A 17047-nucleotide genomic window follows, 5' to 3' on the forward strand; every position below is an offset into this window, starting at 1 on the left:
TATCAAAATTCCAATTTTTTCTATTATTTATACTGTGTCGCATTCTTGATACCGGACAATCTCATGTCAGTAAGTTCTTTTAACCGACGCTGGGCGGCGGTGATCCTTGAAGCCCTGATTCGCCATGGCGTCAGGCACGTGTGTATTGCACCGGGTTCTCGTTCAACCCCGCTGACGCTGGCGGCCGCTGAAAACCGGGCATTTATTCACCACACTCATTTTGATGAACGCGGGCTTGGCCATCTGGCGCTGGGGCTGGCGAAAGTCAGCAACGAGCCTGTTGCGGTGATTGTGACCTCCGGTACCGCGGTGGCAAACCTCTATCCGGCGCTGATCGAAGCCGGATTAACCGGGGAGAAACTGATCCTGCTGACCGCGGATCGTCCCCCCGAGCTTATCGACTGTGGCGCCAACCAGGCCATTCGTCAGCCGGGCATCTTTGCCTCGCACCCTTCACAGGCAATCGCGTTACCGCGTCCCACTCAGGATATTCCGGCAAGCTGGCTGGTCTCGACAATCGATCATGCCATCGGGACACTGCACGGCGGGGCGCTGCATATTAACTGTCCGTTTGCCGAACCGCTGTATGGCGAAATGGATGACACCGGTCTTGAATGGCAGCGCACCCTGGGTGAGTGGTGGCAAAGTGAAAAGCCGTGGCTGCGTGCACAACCGCATCCTGAAAGCGCCAGACAACGTGACTGGTTCTTCTGGCGGCAGAAACGTGGCGTGGTGGTTGCCGGGCGCATGAGCGCCGCGCAAGGCAAGCTGGTTGCGGAATGGGCGCAAAGCCTTGGCTGGCCGCTGATTGGCGACGTGCTTTCCCAGACCGGTCAGCCGCTGCCGTGTGCCGATCTCTGGCTGGGGAATGCGAAGGCGGTCACCGAGCTTGCGCAGGCGCAGATTATTATCCAGTTCGGCTCAAGCCTGACCGGCAAACGGTTACTGCAGTGGCAGGCTACCTGTGATCCAGAAGAGTACTGGCTGGTGGACTCGCTGGACGGGCGGCTCGACCCGGCGCACCATCGTGGTCGTCGTCTGGTCAGTGAGATTGACGCCTGGCTTGCGCTCCATCCGGCTGAAAAACGCAAGCCCTGGGCCGTTGCGATCCCGGCGCTTTCGGAACAGGCCTGGGCGTTAACCCAGGCGAGCTGCGAAGCGTTCAGTGAGGCCGGGCTGGCACACCGTATTCGTCAGTATCTGCCCGAGCAGGGGCAGCTGTTTGTCGGCAACAGCCTGGTGGTTCGCCTGATAGATGCCTTTTCAAAGCTGCCAGCCGGTTACCCGGTCTACAGTAACCGGGGGGCCAGCGGCATTGACGGGTTGATCTCCACGGCGGCGGGCGTACAGCGTGCCAGCGCGAAGTCTACGCTGGCAATCGTTGGCGATCTCTCCGCGCTGTACGACCTCAATGCCCTGGCGCTGCTGCGTCAGGTTTCGGCACCGTTTGTGCTGATTGTGGTTAACAACAACGGTGGACAGATTTTCTCCCTGCTGCCCACCCCGCAGAGCGAACGTGAGCGTTTCTATCTGATGCCCCAGAACGTGCAGTTTGAACACGCCGCGGCAATGTTCAGCCTGAAATACCATCGCCCGGAAAGCTGGGAGGCGCTTGATGCGGCCCTGAGCAGTGCCTGGCGACAGCCCGGTGCAACGCTGATCGAGCTGGTGGTGAACGATGCTGACGGCGCGCAGAAACTGCAAAGCCTGCTGGCCCAGGTAAGCCACCTGTGATCCTCGCGGGCGTGCAGCAGGCTGGAAAGCCAGGTTATCCCTGGCTGGTCTTTTTGCACGGTTTTTCCGGGGATTGCCGCGAGTGGCAGACGGTCGGGGCGGCGCTGAGCGATTACCCGCAGCTGTATCTCGACCTGCCGGGGCACGGTGATTCCGGCAATACTGGCGTAACCGGGTTCGAGGAGATGAGCGATTTGCTGACCCGAACCCTGCTTAGTTACAACATACTGAATTTCTGGCTGGTGGGGTACTCCCTCGGCGGCCGCATTGCGATGTTCCATGCCTGCCAGCAGCCAGAGGGGCTGAAGGGCATTATTGTGGAAGGCGGCCATCCCGGGCTACAGGATGCCGGTGAGCGGAGTGCGCGGCTGGCATCCGATCGCCGCTGGGCGCGGCGCTTTCGCACCGAATCGCTCGACGTGGTTTTCACCGACTGGTACCGACAACCCGTATTTGCTTCCCTGACGGACGTTCAGCGGCAGGCGCTTATTCGCCTGCGTAGCCAGAACAATGGCGCGAATCTGGCGATGATGCTCGAGGCCACCTCGCTGGCCGTGCAGCCTGATTTGCGTCCGGCACTGAGCGCCTGCAACGTCGCTTTTGATTATTTATATGGTGAACGTGATGAGAAGTTCAAAGCCCTTGCGGCTGAACTGCACGCCGTACGCCATGCGATTCCCCATGCCGGACACAACGCCCACCGGGAAAACCCCGCTGCGGTTGCTGCGAGTCTGGCTCAGATACTGCGTCTTCGAATAAAGGACTCTCTATGATCTATCCTGATGAACACATGCTCTATGCGCCGGTTGAATGGCAAGACTGCTCCGAAGGTTACTCCGACATTCGTTACCACAAATCCGCAGACGGCATTGCCAAAATCACCATCAACCGCCCGCAGGTGCGTAACGCGTTCCGTCCGCTGACCGTCAAAGAGATGATTCAGGCGCTGGCAGACGCGCGCTATGACGACAACATCGGTGTTATCGTCCTGACCGGCGAAGGTGAAAAAGCGTTCTGTGCCGGTGGCGATCAGAAAGTGCGCGGCGATTACGGCGGATACCAGGATGACTCTGGCGTTCACCACCTGAACGTGCTCGATTTCCAGCGCCAGATCCGCACCTGTCCAAAACCGGTGGTGGCGATGGTGGCAGGCTACTCCATCGGCGGCGGCCATGTGCTTCACATGATGTGTGACCTGACCATTGCCGCAGAGAACGCCATCTTTGGCCAGACGGGCCCGAAAGTGGGGTCGTTCGATGGTGGCTGGGGGGCTTCCTACATGGCTCGCATTGTCGGTCAGAAAAAAGCCCGCGAAATCTGGTTCCTGTGCCGTCAGTACACAGCTCAGGAAGCGCTGGATATGGGCCTGGTGAACACCGTGGTGCCAATTGCCGATCTCGAGAAAGAGACCGTGCGCTGGTGTCGTGAAATGCTGCAAAACAGCCCAATGGCGCTGCGCTGCCTGAAAGCGGCCCTGAATGCCGACTGTGACGGTCAGGCAGGTCTGCAGGAGCTGGCAGGTAACGCCACCATGCTGTTCTACATGACCGAAGAAGGGCAGGAAGGTCGCAACGCCTTTAACGAAAAACGCCAGCCTGACTTCAGCAAATATAAACGGAATCCGTAATGCGTCGCGCGCAGGTTTACCGCTGGCAGATACCGATGGACGCGGGCGTGGTGCTGCGTGAACGGCGGTTAAAAACCCGTGATGGCATGCTGGTGCATCTGCAGCAGGGCGAGCAGGAAGGCTGGGGCGAGATTTCGCCGCTGCCGGGCTTTAGCCTTGAATCGCTGGAGGACGCGCAGGCGGTATTACTGGCGTGGGCCAGTGAGTGGCGTGAGGGCGCGAACCCGGCGTTGCCGGAGGTGCCTTCCGCGGCTTTTGGTATTAGCTGCGCGCTGGCGGAGCTGGACGGTAGCTTGCCTGCAGAGGCTAATTACCGCGCGGCACCGCTCTGTACGGGCGATCCGGATGAACTGTTTGCGCTGCTCGCCGCCATGCCGGGCGAGAAAGTGGCGAAAATCAAAGTCGGTCTCTATGAAGCGGTGCGCGATGGGATGGTCGCTAACCTCTTACTGGAAGCATTGCCCGACCTGCATCTGCGTCTGGATGCTAACCGCGCCTGGACGCCGCTGAAGGCGCAGCAGTTCGCGAAGTACGTAAACCCGGCGTACCGCAGTCGTATCGCGTTTCTGGAAGAGCCGTGTAAAACTCGCGACGATTCCCGGGCGTTTGCCCGTGAAACCGGCATTGCCATCGCGTGGGATGAAAGCCTGCGTGAAGACGGCTTTGCGTTTGTCGCCGAACCGGGTGTCCGCGCGGTGGTCATTAAACCGACGTTGACCGGCAGCCTTGCTAAGGTACGTGAGCAGGTCGCGGCGGCCCATGCCGCCGGGCTGACGGCGGTCATTAGCTCTTCGATTGAGTCCAGCCTGGGGCTAACCCAACTGGCGCGCATTGCCGCCTGGTTAACGCCAGACACTGTCCCCGGTCTCGATACGCTGAACCTGATGCAAAATCAGCTTATCCGTCCGTGGCCAGACAGCACGCTGCCGCTCATTGACGTTGAGGGGCTGGAGCCATTGCTATGAGTTTTACCGACTGGCCGTGGCGACACTGGTGCGCGAAGTATGCTGATAAACCGGCCCTGAGGCTGAACGATGAGACGCTCAGCTGGCAACAGCTGTGCGCGCGCATCGACAGACTGGCCGCAGGCTTTCAGCTGCAGGGTGTGCAGGAGGGCGACGGCGTACTGCTGCTGGCGCATAATCACCCGCAAACCCTGATGGCGTGGCTGGCATTGCTTCAGTGCGGGGCACGTATTCTTCCCGTTAACCCGCAGCTGCCGCACCCGATGCTGGACGTGTTGCTCCCGCAGATGACGCTGCGCTTTGCCCTGGTGCTGGACGGCGTCTACGACGGGCTGGTCGCGCTCAGTATGCGCGAGGCGCCGGGCGGGTGTCGCGTGGCGTGGCAACCGTCGCGGCTGGCTTCCATGACGCTGACATCCGGTTCAACCGGTTTACCCAAGGCGGCGGTCCATACCTGTGCCGCCCATCTTGCCAGTGCGCGCGGCGTGCTTTCGCTGATGCCCTACGACGATGAAGACGACTGGCTGCTCTCCCTGCCGCTGTTTCATGTCTCCGGGCAGGGGATTTTGTGGCGCTGGCTGCAGGCCGGCGCGCGCTTAACCGTCCGCGAGAAGCAGCCGCTGGCGCAGGCCCTGCAGGGCTGTACGCATGCCTCACTGGTACCGACGCAGCTCTGGCGTCTGCTTAATGCACACCAGCCTGTCGCGCTAAAAGCCGTACTGCTTGGCGGGGCCGCGATCCCTGTTGACCTGACTCAGCAGGCGAGCCAGCGGGGGATCCGCACTTTCTGTGGCTACGGTCTGACGGAGTTTGCCTCAACGGTTTGTGCCAAAGAGGCGGACGGTGAACCGGACGTCGGCGCTGCGTTGCCGGGCAGAGAGGTGCGGGTGGTTGACGGTGAAGTGTGGATCAAAGCGCAAAGTATGGCCGCAGGTTACTGGCGGGACGGTGCATTGATTCCGCTGACCAATGCACAGGGCTGGTTTGCCACCCGCGATCGCGGGGAATGGCATGACGGGCGCCTGACGATCCTTGGCCGAATGGACAACCTCTTTTTCAGCGGGGGCGAAGGGATCCAGCCGGAAAGCCTTGAGCGGGTTATTGCCCGCCATCCGCAGATAAACCAGGCGTTTATCGTCCCACTCGATGACGCCGAGTTCGGTCAGCGTCCGGTGGCGGTGGTGGAGTGTGAACCGGGAACCGATATCACCGGCTTCCCGGCGTGGGTACAGGGTAAACTGGCGCGCTTTGAGCAGCCGGTGCACTGGCTGATGCTGCCTGCAGAGCTCAAAAATGGCGGGATTAAGATCTCCCGCCAGGCATTAAAACAGTGGGTCACCCGTCTGTTGAAAGGATAATCAACCGATATCAGGTGCCGGTTTGCGCTGGCGGCGACGCAGCAGACGCAATACCGGCGGAACCACAATCACCAGGATGGCCATCGCTAACAGCACCTTCGTCACGCTGCTGTCCCACAGAATAGACATATTGCCGTTGCTGATGGACAAGGCGCGGCGCAGGTTCTGCTCCAGCATCTCTCCCAGCACAAAACCTAAAATCAGCGGTGACATCGGGAAGTGCATCTTACGCAGGATGTAGCCCAGTACACCAAGCAGCACCATCAGCACCAGATCGAAAGTGGTGCTGTGTACCGCATACACCCCCACCGCAGAGACGGCCGCGATAGCCGGCACCAGGAACCACAGGGGAATTGTCAGCATCCGGGTGAACAGACCAATCAGCGGAATGTTCATGACCAGCAGCATCACGTTGGCGATCAGCAGCGCTGCAATCAGCCCCCAGACAATATCCGGCTGCTCGGTAAACATGGCCGGTCCAGGCGTAATGTTATAGAGCGTCAGCGCGCCCATCATCACCGCCGTGGTGCCCGAGCCCGGTACGCCAAGGGTCAGCATCGGGATAAACGAACCGCAGGCCGAGGCGTTATTCGCAGCCTCTGGTGCCGCTACCCCGCGAATGTCGCCCTTGCCGAAGCTGTCACTGTTGCCGCTGAGCTTTTTCTCGGTCATGTAAGTGATGGCGCTGGCGATGGTCGCCCCGGCCCCCGGCAGAATGCCGACGAAGAAGCCAATCACCGACGAACGCAGCGTCGCGCCGATACACTGTGCGCCCTCTTTGGCACTGAAAAGCATGCGGCCCGTTTTACGCACCAGCGTCTGTCCGCTGCTGGTATGTTCCAGCATCAATAAAATTTCAGAGACCGAGAACAGGCCAATCACGACCACGATAAACTGCACGCCGTCGGAAAGGTGCACGCTGTCAAAGGTAAAGCGATAAACCCCGGTGTTGGCATCCACGCCGACGGTGGCTAACCCTAAGCCAATCAACGCGGACAAAAACGATTTCAGCGGATTCTGCGCCATCATGCTGCCGAGACAGGCGATGGCAAAGACCATCAGCGCAAAATACTCTGCCGGACCAAACGCCAGCGACCACTGGGCCAGCGCAGGGGCAAAAAGAATGATACCGCCGATGGCAATCAGCGAACCACAAAACGAACTGACCGCGGAGATGGACAGCGCCACGCCACCGCGACCCTGCCGTGCCATCGGGTAGCCATCCAGCGCGGTCATAATGGCCGCCGCATCGCCTGGCACGTTCAGCAGGATGGATGAAATACGCCCGCCATATTCACAGCCGATATACACCGTCGCCAGCAGGATCAGCGCCGATTCCGCAGGCAGATGCAGGGCAAACGCCAGCGGGAGTAAAATGGCGACGCCGTTAATCGGCCCAAGGCCGGGCAGCAGACCCACAATGGTCCCGACAAAGCAGCCGATCAGGGCTATCACCAGGTTTTCGGGGGTCATCGCCACGGCGAACCCCTGCGAGAGATAAATCCAGGTATCCATAGCGTGCTCCGTTAATTAAACCATGCGCCGAGCGGTAAGGTCACATCCAGCAGGCGGTCAAAGGCAAACCACAGCAAGATCCCCATTACCGCGCCGGAAATCCCCGCCGCCGGGAGGGTGGCGTTAAACAGCATGCCGATCACCATCGTCAGGATGGCGGTTGCCACCGGAAAGCCGAGCCACTCAAAACCCCAGGCGTACATCAGCAGAACGATGACCATCACCAGCAGACGCTGCAGAATACGGCGCGGTGGCCACTCTACGGTATCCGGATGACGGAGCAGCAGGGCCACCGAGCAGAGCAGCATCAGTCCAACAATGCCCATCGGGAAGGGGCGCGGCCCCACCGGTTCATAGCTGTATTCGCTGTGGATCTGCCAGGCGACGAACATCCCACCGACGCAGAGCAGCAGCCAAATCCCGGCAAAAATACGATCGCTCATACCGCCTCCGGTTATTTGGCAAGGCCAAAGGCTTTCGCCTGTTCGCGATAGTCATTGACCTGTTTTTTGACGTACTCATCCAGCGGCTTGCCGCTCAGGTTGAACTCAAACAGCCCGCGCAGATCGCGCTGCTTTTTAAACGCTTCGGTCTGCTGGAGTTTATTGAAGGTTTCGACCCACCACTGATATTCGGCATCGGTCACTTTTGGCCCGACGAAGAAACCGCGGATAATCGGCCAGACCAGGTCATAACCCTGTTCTTTTGCGGTAGGGACGTTCGCCAGTTGGCCCGGCAGGCGGTTCTCAGAGAAGACCGCCAGCACGCGGATTTTATCGCCGTTCAGGTAGGGCACCATTTCACTGAGATCGCCAGATACCGCCTGAACGTGATTTCCCATCAGCGCCGTCACCGGTTCGCCGCCCCCTTCAAACGCCACGTAGCGCATCTTGTGAGGATCAACCTTCGCCTGCTGTGCCAGCAGGGCGGCTTTCATCCAGTCCTGGCTGCCGATGGAGGCACCGGCGCCAATCACCACGCTGTTCGGATCTTTTTCCATGGCGGTCAGCAGGTCTTTCAGGGATTTCCACGGTGAATCCGCGCGCACGGCAATCATGCCGTAGTCGGTACCGACGGTTGCCAGCCAGCGCACGTCATCCACGCCGTAGCGGCCAAACTTCCCCTGAGACAAGTTCAATAGCGAGCCACCGGAGAAAGCCACCACCGTGCCGGCTTCCGCAGGGCGTTGCGCGACAATCGCGTTGTACGCAACGGCACCCACGCCGCCGGGCATATAGGTCACACGCATGGGTTTTGCGATAGCGCCGGTCTCCAGCATGCTGACCTGAATGAGTTTGCAGGTGAGATCGAAACCGCCGCCGGGTTTCGCCGGCGCGATGCACTCGGTGCGGGACGGGGCATCCTGCGCCTGAACGACAGAGGCACTTATCATCAATACGCTTGCAGCAAGCGTCGAAAGTAGTTGTTTTTTCATCGTTTATCCTCACGCCGGAGTTCCGGGAGTACGGGTACGGGGCTTTTTTCTGATTATGTGAACCACCTTGTAGCGGTTCCGTTGCGTGATTGTTAAAACAATAACCTTTCATTTCCCTTTCAATGCGACACCAACTTTACAGGATGTGATATGCGTCTCTTACTCGCGGAAGATAATCGTGAGCTGGCTCACTGGCTGGAGAAAGCGCTGGTGCAGGAGGGCTTTGCCGTGGACTGCGTTTCTGACGGGCGCGCCGCCGACCATCTGCTGCAGGGAGAAAGCTATGCGGTTGCCATTCTGGACATCGGAATGCCTGGCTTTGACGGTCTGGAGGTCGTGCATCGTCTGCGTAAACGCGGTCAGACGCTGCCCGTCCTGTTTCTCACCGCGCGCAGTAACGTGGCGGACCGGGTGAAAGGGCTCAACGCCGGGGCGGATGATTATCTGCCGAAACCGTTTGAGCTGGAGGAGCTTGACGCGCGGCTGCGCGCCCTGTTGCGCAGAAGCGAAGGGCGAACGCAGGAGCGTCAGCGCCTTGGGGAGCTGGAATATGACGACGAAGGCTTTTTCCTGCTGCGCGACGAGCCTCTGTCGCTCACGCCGCGTGAACTGTCGCTGCTGAAGGTGTTGATGCATCGCCGGACCCGGCCCGTTTCCCGACAGCAGCTGTTCGATCAGGTGTTTAGCCTGAATGACGACGTTAGCCCGGAGAGTATCGATCTCTATATTCATCGTCTGCGCAAAAAGCTCAGCGGTAGCGGCGTGAGGGTTACCACCCTTCGCGGACTGGGTTATGTGCTGGAGTGCGGCGATGAGGTGGGTTAAGCCGCAGTCGCTTTACCTGCAACTGCTGCTGTTTCTTGGGCTTCCGTTGTTGTTGCTGTGGGGGTTGTCAGCATTTAACAGCTATGTCAGCGCATTGCAGGCGGCCACGCAGGCTTACGACCGCACGCTGTTATCCTCTGCCCGAACAATATCGGAGCGGCTGGAGGTTCACGACGGCAGGCTGGGCGTGAATGTTCCCTGGGTGGTGCTCGACAGCTTTGAACTCAATATGAACGACCGGCTCTATTATAAAGTGGTCGATCCCGACGGGCGGGTAATCTCGGGTTATGACGATCTGCCCCGGATGCCCCCGGCAACATCCCGCACCACGCTCTATCCGGCGCTGGCCTGGTTTTATCACACCGAATATCGCGGGCAGGCGATCCGTGTCGCGCGTCTGCTGCAGCCCGTCAATGAAGGGAATATCGTCGGCATGGCGGAGATTTATGTTGCGGAGACGCTCCAGTCCCGCCGCTATCTCGCCAGTCAGTTGCTCTTTTCATCATGGGTCTCTCAGGGATTGCTGGTGCTGCTGACCCTGGTGTTGACCGCGTGGTTGTTGCGTCGCGTACTGCGCCCAATGCGCCAGCTCTCTTCGCTGATGGTGCGCCGTGATCCTGGCCTGCTCGCGCCGCTGCCGGAGTTGTTGCCCTGGTCTGAGACCCGGCTGCTGATTGTGGCGTTCAACCGCTATATCGACAGGCTGCGCGGCGTGCTGTCGCGTCAGGAACGCTTCAACGCGGATGCCTCGCATCAGCTCAAAACCCCGCTGGCGGTGCTGAAAACCCAGGTCTCCGTTGCCCTGATGCGTCAGGATCCCGCCCTGTGGCAGGAGAGCCTGCGGGCAATGAATGCGACCCTGGATGACACCATTGTACTGACCGAACGGCTGCTGCAGCTTTCCGCGGTGAAGCGTAAGGAGCAGGGGGAGGGCCAGTTTGCGCCGGTGGATTTGGTTCAGGTGGTGCAAAACTGCTGCTTCTCCCGGCTGGCGCAGGCGCGCAGTAAAGCGATTGACCTGGGCTATGACGGTCTGCAGCAGCCGGTTATGATCGAAGGGGATGACGTGCTGCTGGGGGAGTTGTGCGCCAACCTGCTGGAGAATGCGATCAAATATACCCCTGCAGAAGGGACGGTGACCGTGTTTCTGCGAACAGATCAGGGCGCCGTTGAGCTGAGCGTGGAGGACAGTGGTCCGGGCATCGAAGAGGACCAGATCCAGCAGGCGATGCTGCCTTTCCACCGGCTGGATAACGTCGGAGATGCCGCCGGGTCAGGGATCGGGCTGGCGCTGGCCGCTGATATTGCCCGTCTGCACAGAAGTCCTTTGCAGCTGACGCGCAGCGAAACGCTGGGTGGCCTGAGCGTTAAAATGCGTTTTCTGCTGCTCACGTAAAAAAACACCGGGTATCAAATCGTTACAAACTACTTGTCTGCCGCACGCAGAGTGCTTGATCCCCGGGTGACTCAGGTTAAAATCTCGCGGTTTTGGGACTTCTCTATAAAATTGTGCGGGATCACGACAATGAAAAAAGTGGCATTAGTGGGCTTAGGCCTGATGGTTGTTTCTTCGGCGGCGAACGCCATCAGCTTCAACGGCTCGGCGGGTCAGGATTATACTCACCTCGGCTTTGGCCTTGGGACCGAGACCTCCGGTCTGGCGATGACCGGCGGCTGGACACATAACGATGACGATGGCGATGCGGCAAGCCTCGGCCTGGGTCTGAACATTCCGCTTGGCCCGTTCCTGGCTACCGTGGGCGGTAAGGGGATTTACACTAACCCGAACGACGGTGATGAAGGTTACGCGGCGGCGGTAGGCGGCGGCCTGCAGTGGAAAATTGGCGATAGCTTCGGCCTGTTCGGCGAGTATTACTACTCACCGGATTCGCTCTCCAGCGGTATCGACAGCTATGAAGAAGCCAACGCGGGCGCGCGCTGGACCATCATGCGTCCGATTACGATTGAAGCAGGCTATCGCTATCTGAACCTGGCGGGTAAAGACGGCAACCGCGACAACGCACTGGCTGACGGCCCGTACGTGGGGGTCAGCGCAGGGTTCTAATCACGCCGGCGCGGCATTCTGTCGCGCCAGTTTCTCTCTTCTCCCGACATCCATTTGCGCTATAGTGTTTTGACCATATAAGCGGGAGAACACAATGATTAACGTGGAGATGTTATCCACCGGCGACGAAGTGCTGCATGGACAAATTATTGATACCAATGCTGCCTGGCTTGCCGATCTTTTCTTTGAGCAAGGATTACCGTTAACGCGCCGCAATACGGTGGGCGACAATCTTGAGTCACTGGTGAATGTGCTGCGCGAGCGTAGCGAACACGCCGACGTGTTGATTGTGAACGGCGGGCTCGGTCCCACCAGCGACGATCTCAGCGCCCTGGCCGCCGCGACCGCAAAAGGTGAAGGGCTGGTGCTGCATGAAGAGTGGCTGGCGCAGATGGAGCGTTTCTTCTCCGAACGTGGCCGTGTTATGGCACCCAGCAACCGCAAGCAGGCGGAAATTCCCGCCAGCGCCGAACTGGTCGATAACCCCGTGGGTACCGCGTGTGGGTTTGCCATTACGCTGAACCGCTGCCTGATGTTCTTCACGCCGGGCGTACCGTCAGAATTTAAAGTGATGGTCGAGCAGCAGATCCTGCCGCGCCTTCGCGAACGTTTTACCCTGCCTGAGCCCCCGCTCTGCCTGCGTCTGACCACGTTTGGCCGCTCCGAAAGCGATCTGGCCCAGAGTCTTGATCATCTCTCCCTGCCACCCGGTGTCTCAATGGGCTACCGCTCCTCCATGCCCATCATTGAACTCAAGCTGACAGGACCGGCCTCAGAGAAGGCGGCGATGCTGGCGCTCTGGCCGGAGGTGCAGCGCGTGGCAGGTGAAAGCCTGATCTTTGAAGGCACCGAGGGGCTGCCGGCGCAGATTGCGTCACATCTGCAGTCTCGCCAACTGAGCGTGACCTTAAGCGAACAGTTCACCGGCGGCCTGCTGGCGCTGCAGCTGTCGCGCGCCAGTGCGCCGCTGTTAGCCAGTGAAGTGGTGCCGTTCCAGCAGGAAACGCTGGCGCAGACCGCGCGCTGGGCTTCGGAAAGAAGGGTGAAACATTTTGCTGGCCTGGCGCTGTTTGTGGGGGGGCTGGATGAGGAACATCTCAACTTTGCGCTGGCGACGCCGGAAGGCACGTATGCTTTGCGGGTTAAAATGAGCGTTACCCGCCACAGTCTGGCGGTACGTCAGGAGGTCTGCGCCATGATGGCGCTGAACATGCTGCGCCGCTGGCTGAAGGGTAAAGAGGTGGCCAGCGAACACGGCTGGATTAATGTTGTCGAATCGCTGTTTGTTGAGTGATGCCTTTGCCGGGGCGTTTTGCCCCGGCACGGTTTAGCCCAGCGCCTTCGCCAGCAGAGTGATCGGATGCTCGCAGCGCTTGCTGGTAGACATCTCTATCTGCCACTTGCAGGTTTCGCAGTCGGTGACCACGATATCTGCGCCGCTCTCTTCAATCTGGCGAAACAGCGGGGCGCCGATCGCCTGTGACGTTTCGTAGTTTTCTCGCTTAAAGCCGTAAGTGCCCGCGATGCCGCAGCACCGCGAGTCCAGCACCGTCAGCTCCAGCCCCGGAATGAGCCGCAACAGCTCAAGCGTATAGAGCGACCAGCCCATTTTCTCCATATGACACGGTGTGTGATACACCACTTTCAGCGGTAGTTCCCGCAGCGGCAGCGTCTGCCCGCTGTCCAGTTTGCGCCACAGGAAACGCGTCGCCAGCTCAATGTGCTCGCGCAGACCGGTGTTATCCACGTCCAGCAGGTGCGGATACTCATCACGCAGGGTGAAGGTACAGGTGGACGAGGTGGCCAGTACCGGAATTCCTTTATCAACGATGGCCTCGCGCAGGGATGTGACGTTGCTTTTGGCCTGTCTGCGCGCCTTATCGGTAAAACCGTTGGCAATCAACGGCACACCGCAGCACTTCTCTTTCTTCAGGAGCTGCACGCCGGTCCCCATCGCGTTGAGTACCTTCAGCAGATCTTTTCCCAGTTGCGGGTGGTTGTAGTTGACATAGCAGCCGTGGAAGAACGCGACCTGATCGGTGTACTGCGCCTGTTCCGCTGCCACGGATGTATACCAGCGCCGGAAGGTACCGTGAGAGTATTTTGGCAGGCTGCGGTGGTGGTCTATCTTCAGCGTGGCATCCAGCAGTTTTCGCACCGGCTTGAGAGACGTTGCAGCATTCACCAGCGGGGCAAAAGGCGTGGAGACACTGCCCATCAGGTCGGTGTGACTCAGGATCGCATCGCGCAGGGACGGCTTTTGCGTGCTGTAACGCGCGCGGGCTCGCTGGATGATATCGCCGATCTTCACGTCCGACGGACAGGCAACTTCGCAACGTTTACAGTTGATGCAGTATTTCAGCGCCTCATCGTACAGCGCACCGTCTTTAAGACGCAGGCGCTCGCCGTCAGGTCCGGCCTGTTTCGGGCCCGGGTAGCGCGGATTCACACCGCTGACCGGGCAGACGGTGGTACAAACTGTGCATTTGATGCAGCTTTCAAACCGGGTATCGTTCATTGCTCAGCCTCCATGCGCTGGCCAATTTGCTCTGCCACATACAGCGCCGTGACGGCGCAGACCCCGCCGCCGCAACCCTGAGCGATGGGATCGTATCCCCCCAGAAGAGAGCCAATGGCATAGAGATTACTGACCGGCTGACCAGAACGTTGCGGGTGCAGTTGCTTATCGACAATCACGCCGAACTGCTGCCAGGGTTGTGGGGTGAAGAAATCACTCTGATACCAGTCCGCGCGGGAGGGCGTTTGCCGGACATCCAGCCCCATAATGGCCTCCTGGATGCCGTCCCGACGGCTCAGCAGCCCGTTGCTGAAGAAACTGCCGCTTGCCAGCACCGTATAACGCGCGTGAAGCGGAATATCAGCGTGATTACGCGTCCAGACTTCGCTCACCGAGCCATCCGTCAGGGTGATTTTTTTCACCTCGTCACCCGCCATCCACACGCCACCCTGAGCGATAAACCGACGCTGAAGCTGGGTATGCAGGCGAATGCCGGGGACAGAAGGGGGAAGCGTCGGCAGCAGGCCAAGCGAGCAGGGCAGGCGATCCGAGAGCCAGCGCCAGAGCCGGTTGTCGCTTAAGCCAAAGCAGGCGGGCATAAACAGCGTGTCGCAACCTTCGGCAAGCGGCCGGAGCGCGGCATACAGCAGCGGCCATTTATCGTCGTTATCAAGAAAACGGGCAATATTCACCGCGCGAAACTCGCTCGGGTTGTCGCGCAGGACGTCAAGCTCAGGAAGCTCTATCTCAGCCGTTTGTGCGTTCACGCCCTGGCGACAGAGCGATGCCGCAGCGAGGTGGGGCTGGAAATCAAGAAAACCGCTAATACCCACGACCAGGACCCGTCCTGCGTTAAAGGGGGCAACAGGCACCTCTTCCGGGCTGAGCCAGGTAGAGCGCAGGGTGCCGAGCGGGGTAACCCGATGATGATTTTTCCGGGCGTTACCCTGCAGCCGTGCGCCGCACTCGGCCAGAAGGGTTTCGGCTTCATGGGCGAAGCGGTCGACGGTGTCTCTGCCCGTCAGGTTATAGGGATGCTCTGGCGGCAGGGCATCGCGATACGCCTCATCCAGCAGATCCAGCGAACCCGACGAGAAGTGCAGTGCGCTCTGGCCCCGGGTGATGATGGCGCAGCGCAGCCCCTGCTTCGTTAGCCTGATACCACAGAGCAGACCCGCCAGCCCACCACCGACAATCACGGTATCAAATTTCATCCTGTTGCTCCTTCTCAAGACCGCACAGCCCCTGGTAGACCCAGCGGGTAAACTCGCTTTCACGCAGGGCATCACCCCAGGCGACAGGCTGAATACCTTTCCAGCGTTCGTTCAGGAAATCACTGAGTTGTGCCAGCGACTGGGTGGCAGTGGTGGTATGAAAACGTTGTAACAACCCGGCGGCACGGCAGGCGCACAGCTCACCCTGGCAGGTGCCCATGCCCACGCGGGTGCGCCGACGTAAATCAAGCAGGCTGTTGACGGTCAGATTCTCCACGGCGTATTGCACTTCACCCGCCGTGACGGCTTCGCATTCACACACCAGGCTACGGCTCAGCCGTCCTTCCCCCAGCCAGACCGGCGTGCGGTCTCCGTGGCGATAGATGGCGGAACCGCGCAGGGGGGCGGAAAGGGAGATGATTTTTTGCAGCGTTTTCTCGGTGGACTGACGCGAGCCAGGCAGTGGTTGCTCTGCGGTCACACACCGTTCGCTATTACCCAGCTTGCGGCAGACGGCATCGGTTGCCCACTCGGCCATCAGGCGGTAGGTCATCAGCTTGCCGCCGGTGATGGTGATAAACCCGTCCAGGCCATCGCGTGCGGCGTGGTCGAGCAGCACGATGCCACGGCTGACGTTGCGCCCGCTCGGGTCGTTATCGCTCGCCACCAGAGGGCGCACGCCGGCATAGGCGCGAAGAATTCGGGTCTGCGCCATCACGGGAGCCAGCTTTTCCCCTTCGCGCAGCAGGATATCCACCTCGTCGGCGGTCACGCGGTTGTAATCAATCTCGCTATAGTCCACGTGGGTTGAGGTGGTGCCGATAAGCGAAATGGTATCGCCCGGCACCAGGATGTCGGCATCAGAAGGTTTGCGGCAGCGGTTGATCACGTGGTTGTTAATGCGGTGGTCGAGGATCAGCAGCGAGCCTTTTGCCGGGAACATGCGCACAGACAGCTCGGCGTACTCCGCGATGCGTTGCCCCCAGATCCCCGCCGCGTTGACCACCACGGCGGCGTACAGTTCGCCATGCTCCTTATACTGCGTATCAAAAACACGCACGCCGCAGACGCGGTTCCCTTCACGGATAAGCCCGGTCACTTCCTGCCCGGTCAGAACCTGTGCGCCGTGTTCACGGGCGTCCAGCATGTTCGCGGCGGTCAGGCGGAAAGGGTCAACCGTACCGTCCGGGACCTTCACCGCGCCGATAAGGGCCGGGTTGACAGACGGTTCCAGACGACGCGCGAGTTCGGGGTCGATGACGTCAGCCTCAATCCCTGCAGCGCGGCAGGCGGTCACAAAGGTTGGCTGAAATGAGAGATCGTCTTCGGGAAGCGTAATGAACAGACCGTTGGTCGGTTCAATGCAGTGGCGGGCAATGCGTCTGAGGATCTGGTTTTCAGCAATGCATTCCCGCGCGGATTCGGGGTCGGTCACCGCGTAACGGGCACCACTGTGTAGCAGACCATGATTGCGCCCGGTTGCGCCCGTCGCAATGTCATGGCGCTCCAGAAGCGTGACGCTCAGCCCACGCAGGGCGCAGTCGCGTGCGATGCCGGCGCCGGTGGCGCCACCGCCAATGATAATCACATCGCTGTAGCGAGGATCGTGAATTGTCATTGTTATCCCTCTGTGTTCGTTTTTTACCATTTAGCCACATCAAAACTGTGGTTTGTTTGATTTCGAACATAAACGAACGAAATTCGAAAGTGAAACGTGATTCCATGCGCTTTTCTGCGCACATTGTCATATTTCTGTAACAATTTGTGCGTTGATTCACAGTAACAATCACC

General features: G+C 59.7%; 15 protein-coding genes. 9 read left to right on the forward strand and 6 right to left on the reverse strand.

Going from position 1 to position 17047, the window contains the following annotated elements; all coding sequences use genetic code 11:
- The first annotated feature begins 63 nt into the window (after positions 1 to 63).
- The 5 genes from menD to menE are packed head-to-tail and all read left to right on the forward strand — an operon-like array spanning position 64 to position 5684.
- Positions 64 to 1734: a 2-succinyl-5-enolpyruvyl-6-hydroxy-3-cyclohexene-1-carboxylic-acid synthase gene (gene menD, locus AM410_RS14315; RefSeq protein WP_073396188.1), complete on the forward strand. Its 1671-nt coding sequence runs from the start codon at positions 64 to 66 to the stop codon at positions 1732 to 1734.
- On the forward strand, positions 1731 to 2507 hold the full coding sequence (menH, locus tag AM410_RS14320) for a 2-succinyl-6-hydroxy-2,4-cyclohexadiene-1-carboxylate synthase (protein ID WP_073396186.1): 777 nt from the start codon (positions 1731 to 1733) through the stop codon (positions 2505 to 2507). Before menD ends, menH begins: the two co-directional genes overlap by 4 nt.
- Positions 2504 to 3361 carry a 1,4-dihydroxy-2-naphthoyl-CoA synthase gene (gene menB, locus AM410_RS14325; protein WP_014170982.1) on the forward strand — a complete coding sequence of 286 codons (858 nt, stop codon included), beginning with the start codon at positions 2504 to 2506 and terminating at the stop codon, positions 3359 to 3361. Before menH ends, menB begins: the two co-directional genes overlap by 4 nt.
- Positions 3361 to 4326 carry an o-succinylbenzoate synthase gene (menC, locus tag AM410_RS14330; protein WP_073396185.1) on the forward strand — a complete coding sequence of 322 codons (966 nt, stop codon included), beginning with the start codon at positions 3361 to 3363 and terminating at the stop codon, positions 4324 to 4326. The genes menB and menC overlap by 1 nt, the downstream gene beginning before the upstream one ends.
- Positions 4323 to 5684: an o-succinylbenzoate--CoA ligase gene (gene menE / locus AM410_RS14335; RefSeq protein ID WP_073396183.1), complete on the forward strand. Its 1362-nt coding sequence runs from the start codon at positions 4323 to 4325 to the stop codon at positions 5682 to 5684. Before menC ends, menE begins: the two co-directional genes overlap by 4 nt.
- On the opposite strand, the gene AM410_RS14340 is transcribed toward menE, so the two are convergent.
- From AM410_RS14340 to AM410_RS14350, 3 genes are read right to left on the reverse strand one after another with little or no spacing between them, the layout of a single operon-like run.
- A complete protein-coding gene (locus tag AM410_RS14340) occupies positions 5685 to 7199 on the reverse strand; it encodes a tripartite tricarboxylate transporter permease (RefSeq protein WP_014170979.1) in 1515 nt (504 codons plus the stop codon).
- Positions 7200 to 7210: 11 nt separating this feature from the next.
- Complete coding sequence (locus AM410_RS14345) at positions 7211 to 7642, reverse strand: tripartite tricarboxylate transporter TctB family protein (RefSeq protein WP_020883153.1); 432 nt, start codon at positions 7640 to 7642, stop codon at positions 7211 to 7213.
- A gap of 11 nt (positions 7643 to 7653) precedes the next feature.
- Positions 7654 to 8634, reverse strand: coding sequence for a Bug family tripartite tricarboxylate transporter substrate binding protein (locus tag AM410_RS14350; RefSeq protein WP_014170977.1), 981 nt, complete (start codon positions 8632 to 8634; stop codon positions 7654 to 7656).
- 150 nt (positions 8635 to 8784) lie between these two features.
- Between AM410_RS14350 and tctD the strand changes: the two genes are divergently transcribed.
- From tctD to AM410_RS14370, 4 genes are all read left to right on the forward strand, one after another.
- The gene (gene tctD / locus AM410_RS14355; RefSeq protein WP_014170976.1) at positions 8785 to 9459 is read left to right on the forward strand and encodes a transcriptional regulator TctD; all 675 of its coding nucleotides are present in this window, start codon (positions 8785 to 8787) and stop codon (positions 9457 to 9459) included.
- Complete coding sequence (locus tag AM410_RS14360) at positions 9446 to 10855, forward strand: sensor histidine kinase (RefSeq protein WP_047356563.1); 1410 nt, start codon at positions 9446 to 9448, stop codon at positions 10853 to 10855. Before tctD ends, AM410_RS14360 begins: the two co-directional genes overlap by 14 nt.
- A 129-nt stretch (positions 10856 to 10984) precedes the next feature.
- The gene (locus tag AM410_RS14365; RefSeq protein ID WP_020883156.1) at positions 10985 to 11524 is read left to right on the forward strand and encodes a YfaZ family outer membrane protein; all 540 of its coding nucleotides are present in this window, start codon (positions 10985 to 10987) and stop codon (positions 11522 to 11524) included.
- A 94-nt stretch (positions 11525 to 11618) separates the two neighbouring features.
- Positions 11619 to 12818 (forward strand): nicotinamide mononucleotide deamidase-related protein YfaY, encoded by a 1200-nt coding sequence (locus AM410_RS14370; protein WP_108647988.1) that lies wholly within the window; start codon positions 11619 to 11621, stop codon positions 12816 to 12818.
- Positions 12819 to 12851: 33 nt separating this feature from the next.
- Here the strand turns inward: AM410_RS14370 and glpC are convergent, their stop codons facing one another.
- The 3 genes from glpC to glpA are packed head-to-tail and all read right to left on the reverse strand — an operon-like array spanning position 12852 to position 16874.
- A complete protein-coding gene (glpC, locus tag AM410_RS14375) occupies positions 12852 to 14042 on the reverse strand; it encodes an anaerobic glycerol-3-phosphate dehydrogenase subunit GlpC (RefSeq protein ID WP_063156661.1) in 1191 nt (396 codons plus the stop codon).
- The gene (glpB, locus tag AM410_RS14380) at positions 14039 to 15256 is read right to left on the reverse strand and encodes a glycerol-3-phosphate dehydrogenase subunit GlpB (protein WP_073396180.1); all 1218 of its coding nucleotides are present in this window, start codon (positions 15254 to 15256) and stop codon (positions 14039 to 14041) included. Before glpB ends, glpC begins: the two co-directional genes overlap by 4 nt.
- Positions 15246 to 16874, reverse strand: a complete 1629-nt coding sequence (glpA, locus tag AM410_RS14385) for an anaerobic glycerol-3-phosphate dehydrogenase subunit A (RefSeq protein WP_032678599.1) — start codon at positions 16872 to 16874, stop codon at positions 15246 to 15248. Before glpA ends, glpB begins: the two co-directional genes overlap by 11 nt.
- Positions 16875 to 17047 lie beyond the last annotated feature (173 nt).

This window comes from Enterobacter cloacae complex sp. FDA-CDC-AR_0164 (assembly GCF_003071645.1).
GTDB classification, from domain to species: Bacteria; Pseudomonadota; Gammaproteobacteria; order Enterobacterales; family Enterobacteriaceae; genus Enterobacter; species Enterobacter ludwigii.

Bases quoted from the DNA above. Each gene is read 5' to 3' on its own strand.
- menD (WP_073396188.1), top strand. From the start codon at position 64: ATGTCAGTAAGTTCTTTTAACCGACGCTGGGCGGCGGTGATCCTTGAA.
- menB (WP_014170982.1), top strand. From the start codon at position 2,504: ATGATCTATCCTGATGAACACATGCTCTATGCGCCGGTTGAATGGCAA.
- menC (WP_073396185.1), top strand. From the start codon at position 3,361: ATGCGTCGCGCGCAGGTTTACCGCTGGCAGATACCGATGGACGCGGGC.
- menE (WP_073396183.1), top strand. From the start codon at position 4,323: ATGAGTTTTACCGACTGGCCGTGGCGACACTGGTGCGCGAAGTATGCT.
- AM410_RS14340 (WP_014170979.1), bottom strand. From the start codon at position 7,199: ATGGATACCTGGATTTATCTCTCGCAGGGGTTCGCCGTGGCGATGACC.
- AM410_RS14345 (WP_020883153.1), bottom strand. From the start codon at position 7,642: ATGAGCGATCGTATTTTTGCCGGGATTTGGCTGCTGCTCTGCGTCGGT.
- AM410_RS14350 (WP_014170977.1), bottom strand. From the start codon at position 8,634: ATGAAAAAACAACTACTTTCGACGCTTGCTGCAAGCGTATTGATGATA.
- tctD (WP_014170976.1), top strand. From the start codon at position 8,785: ATGCGTCTCTTACTCGCGGAAGATAATCGTGAGCTGGCTCACTGGCTG.
- AM410_RS14360 (WP_047356563.1), top strand. From the start codon at position 9,446: ATGAGGTGGGTTAAGCCGCAGTCGCTTTACCTGCAACTGCTGCTGTTT.
- AM410_RS14365 (WP_020883156.1), top strand. From the start codon at position 10,985: ATGAAAAAAGTGGCATTAGTGGGCTTAGGCCTGATGGTTGTTTCTTCG.
- AM410_RS14370 (WP_108647988.1), top strand. From the start codon at position 11,619: ATGATTAACGTGGAGATGTTATCCACCGGCGACGAAGTGCTGCATGGA.
- glpC (WP_063156661.1), bottom strand. From the start codon at position 14,042: ATGAACGATACCCGGTTTGAAAGCTGCATCAAATGCACAGTTTGTACC.
- glpB (WP_073396180.1), bottom strand. From the start codon at position 15,256: ATGAAATTTGATACCGTGATTGTCGGTGGTGGGCTGGCGGGTCTGCTC.
- glpA (WP_032678599.1), bottom strand. From the start codon at position 16,874: ATGACAATTCACGATCCTCGCTACAGCGATGTGATTATCATTGGCGGT.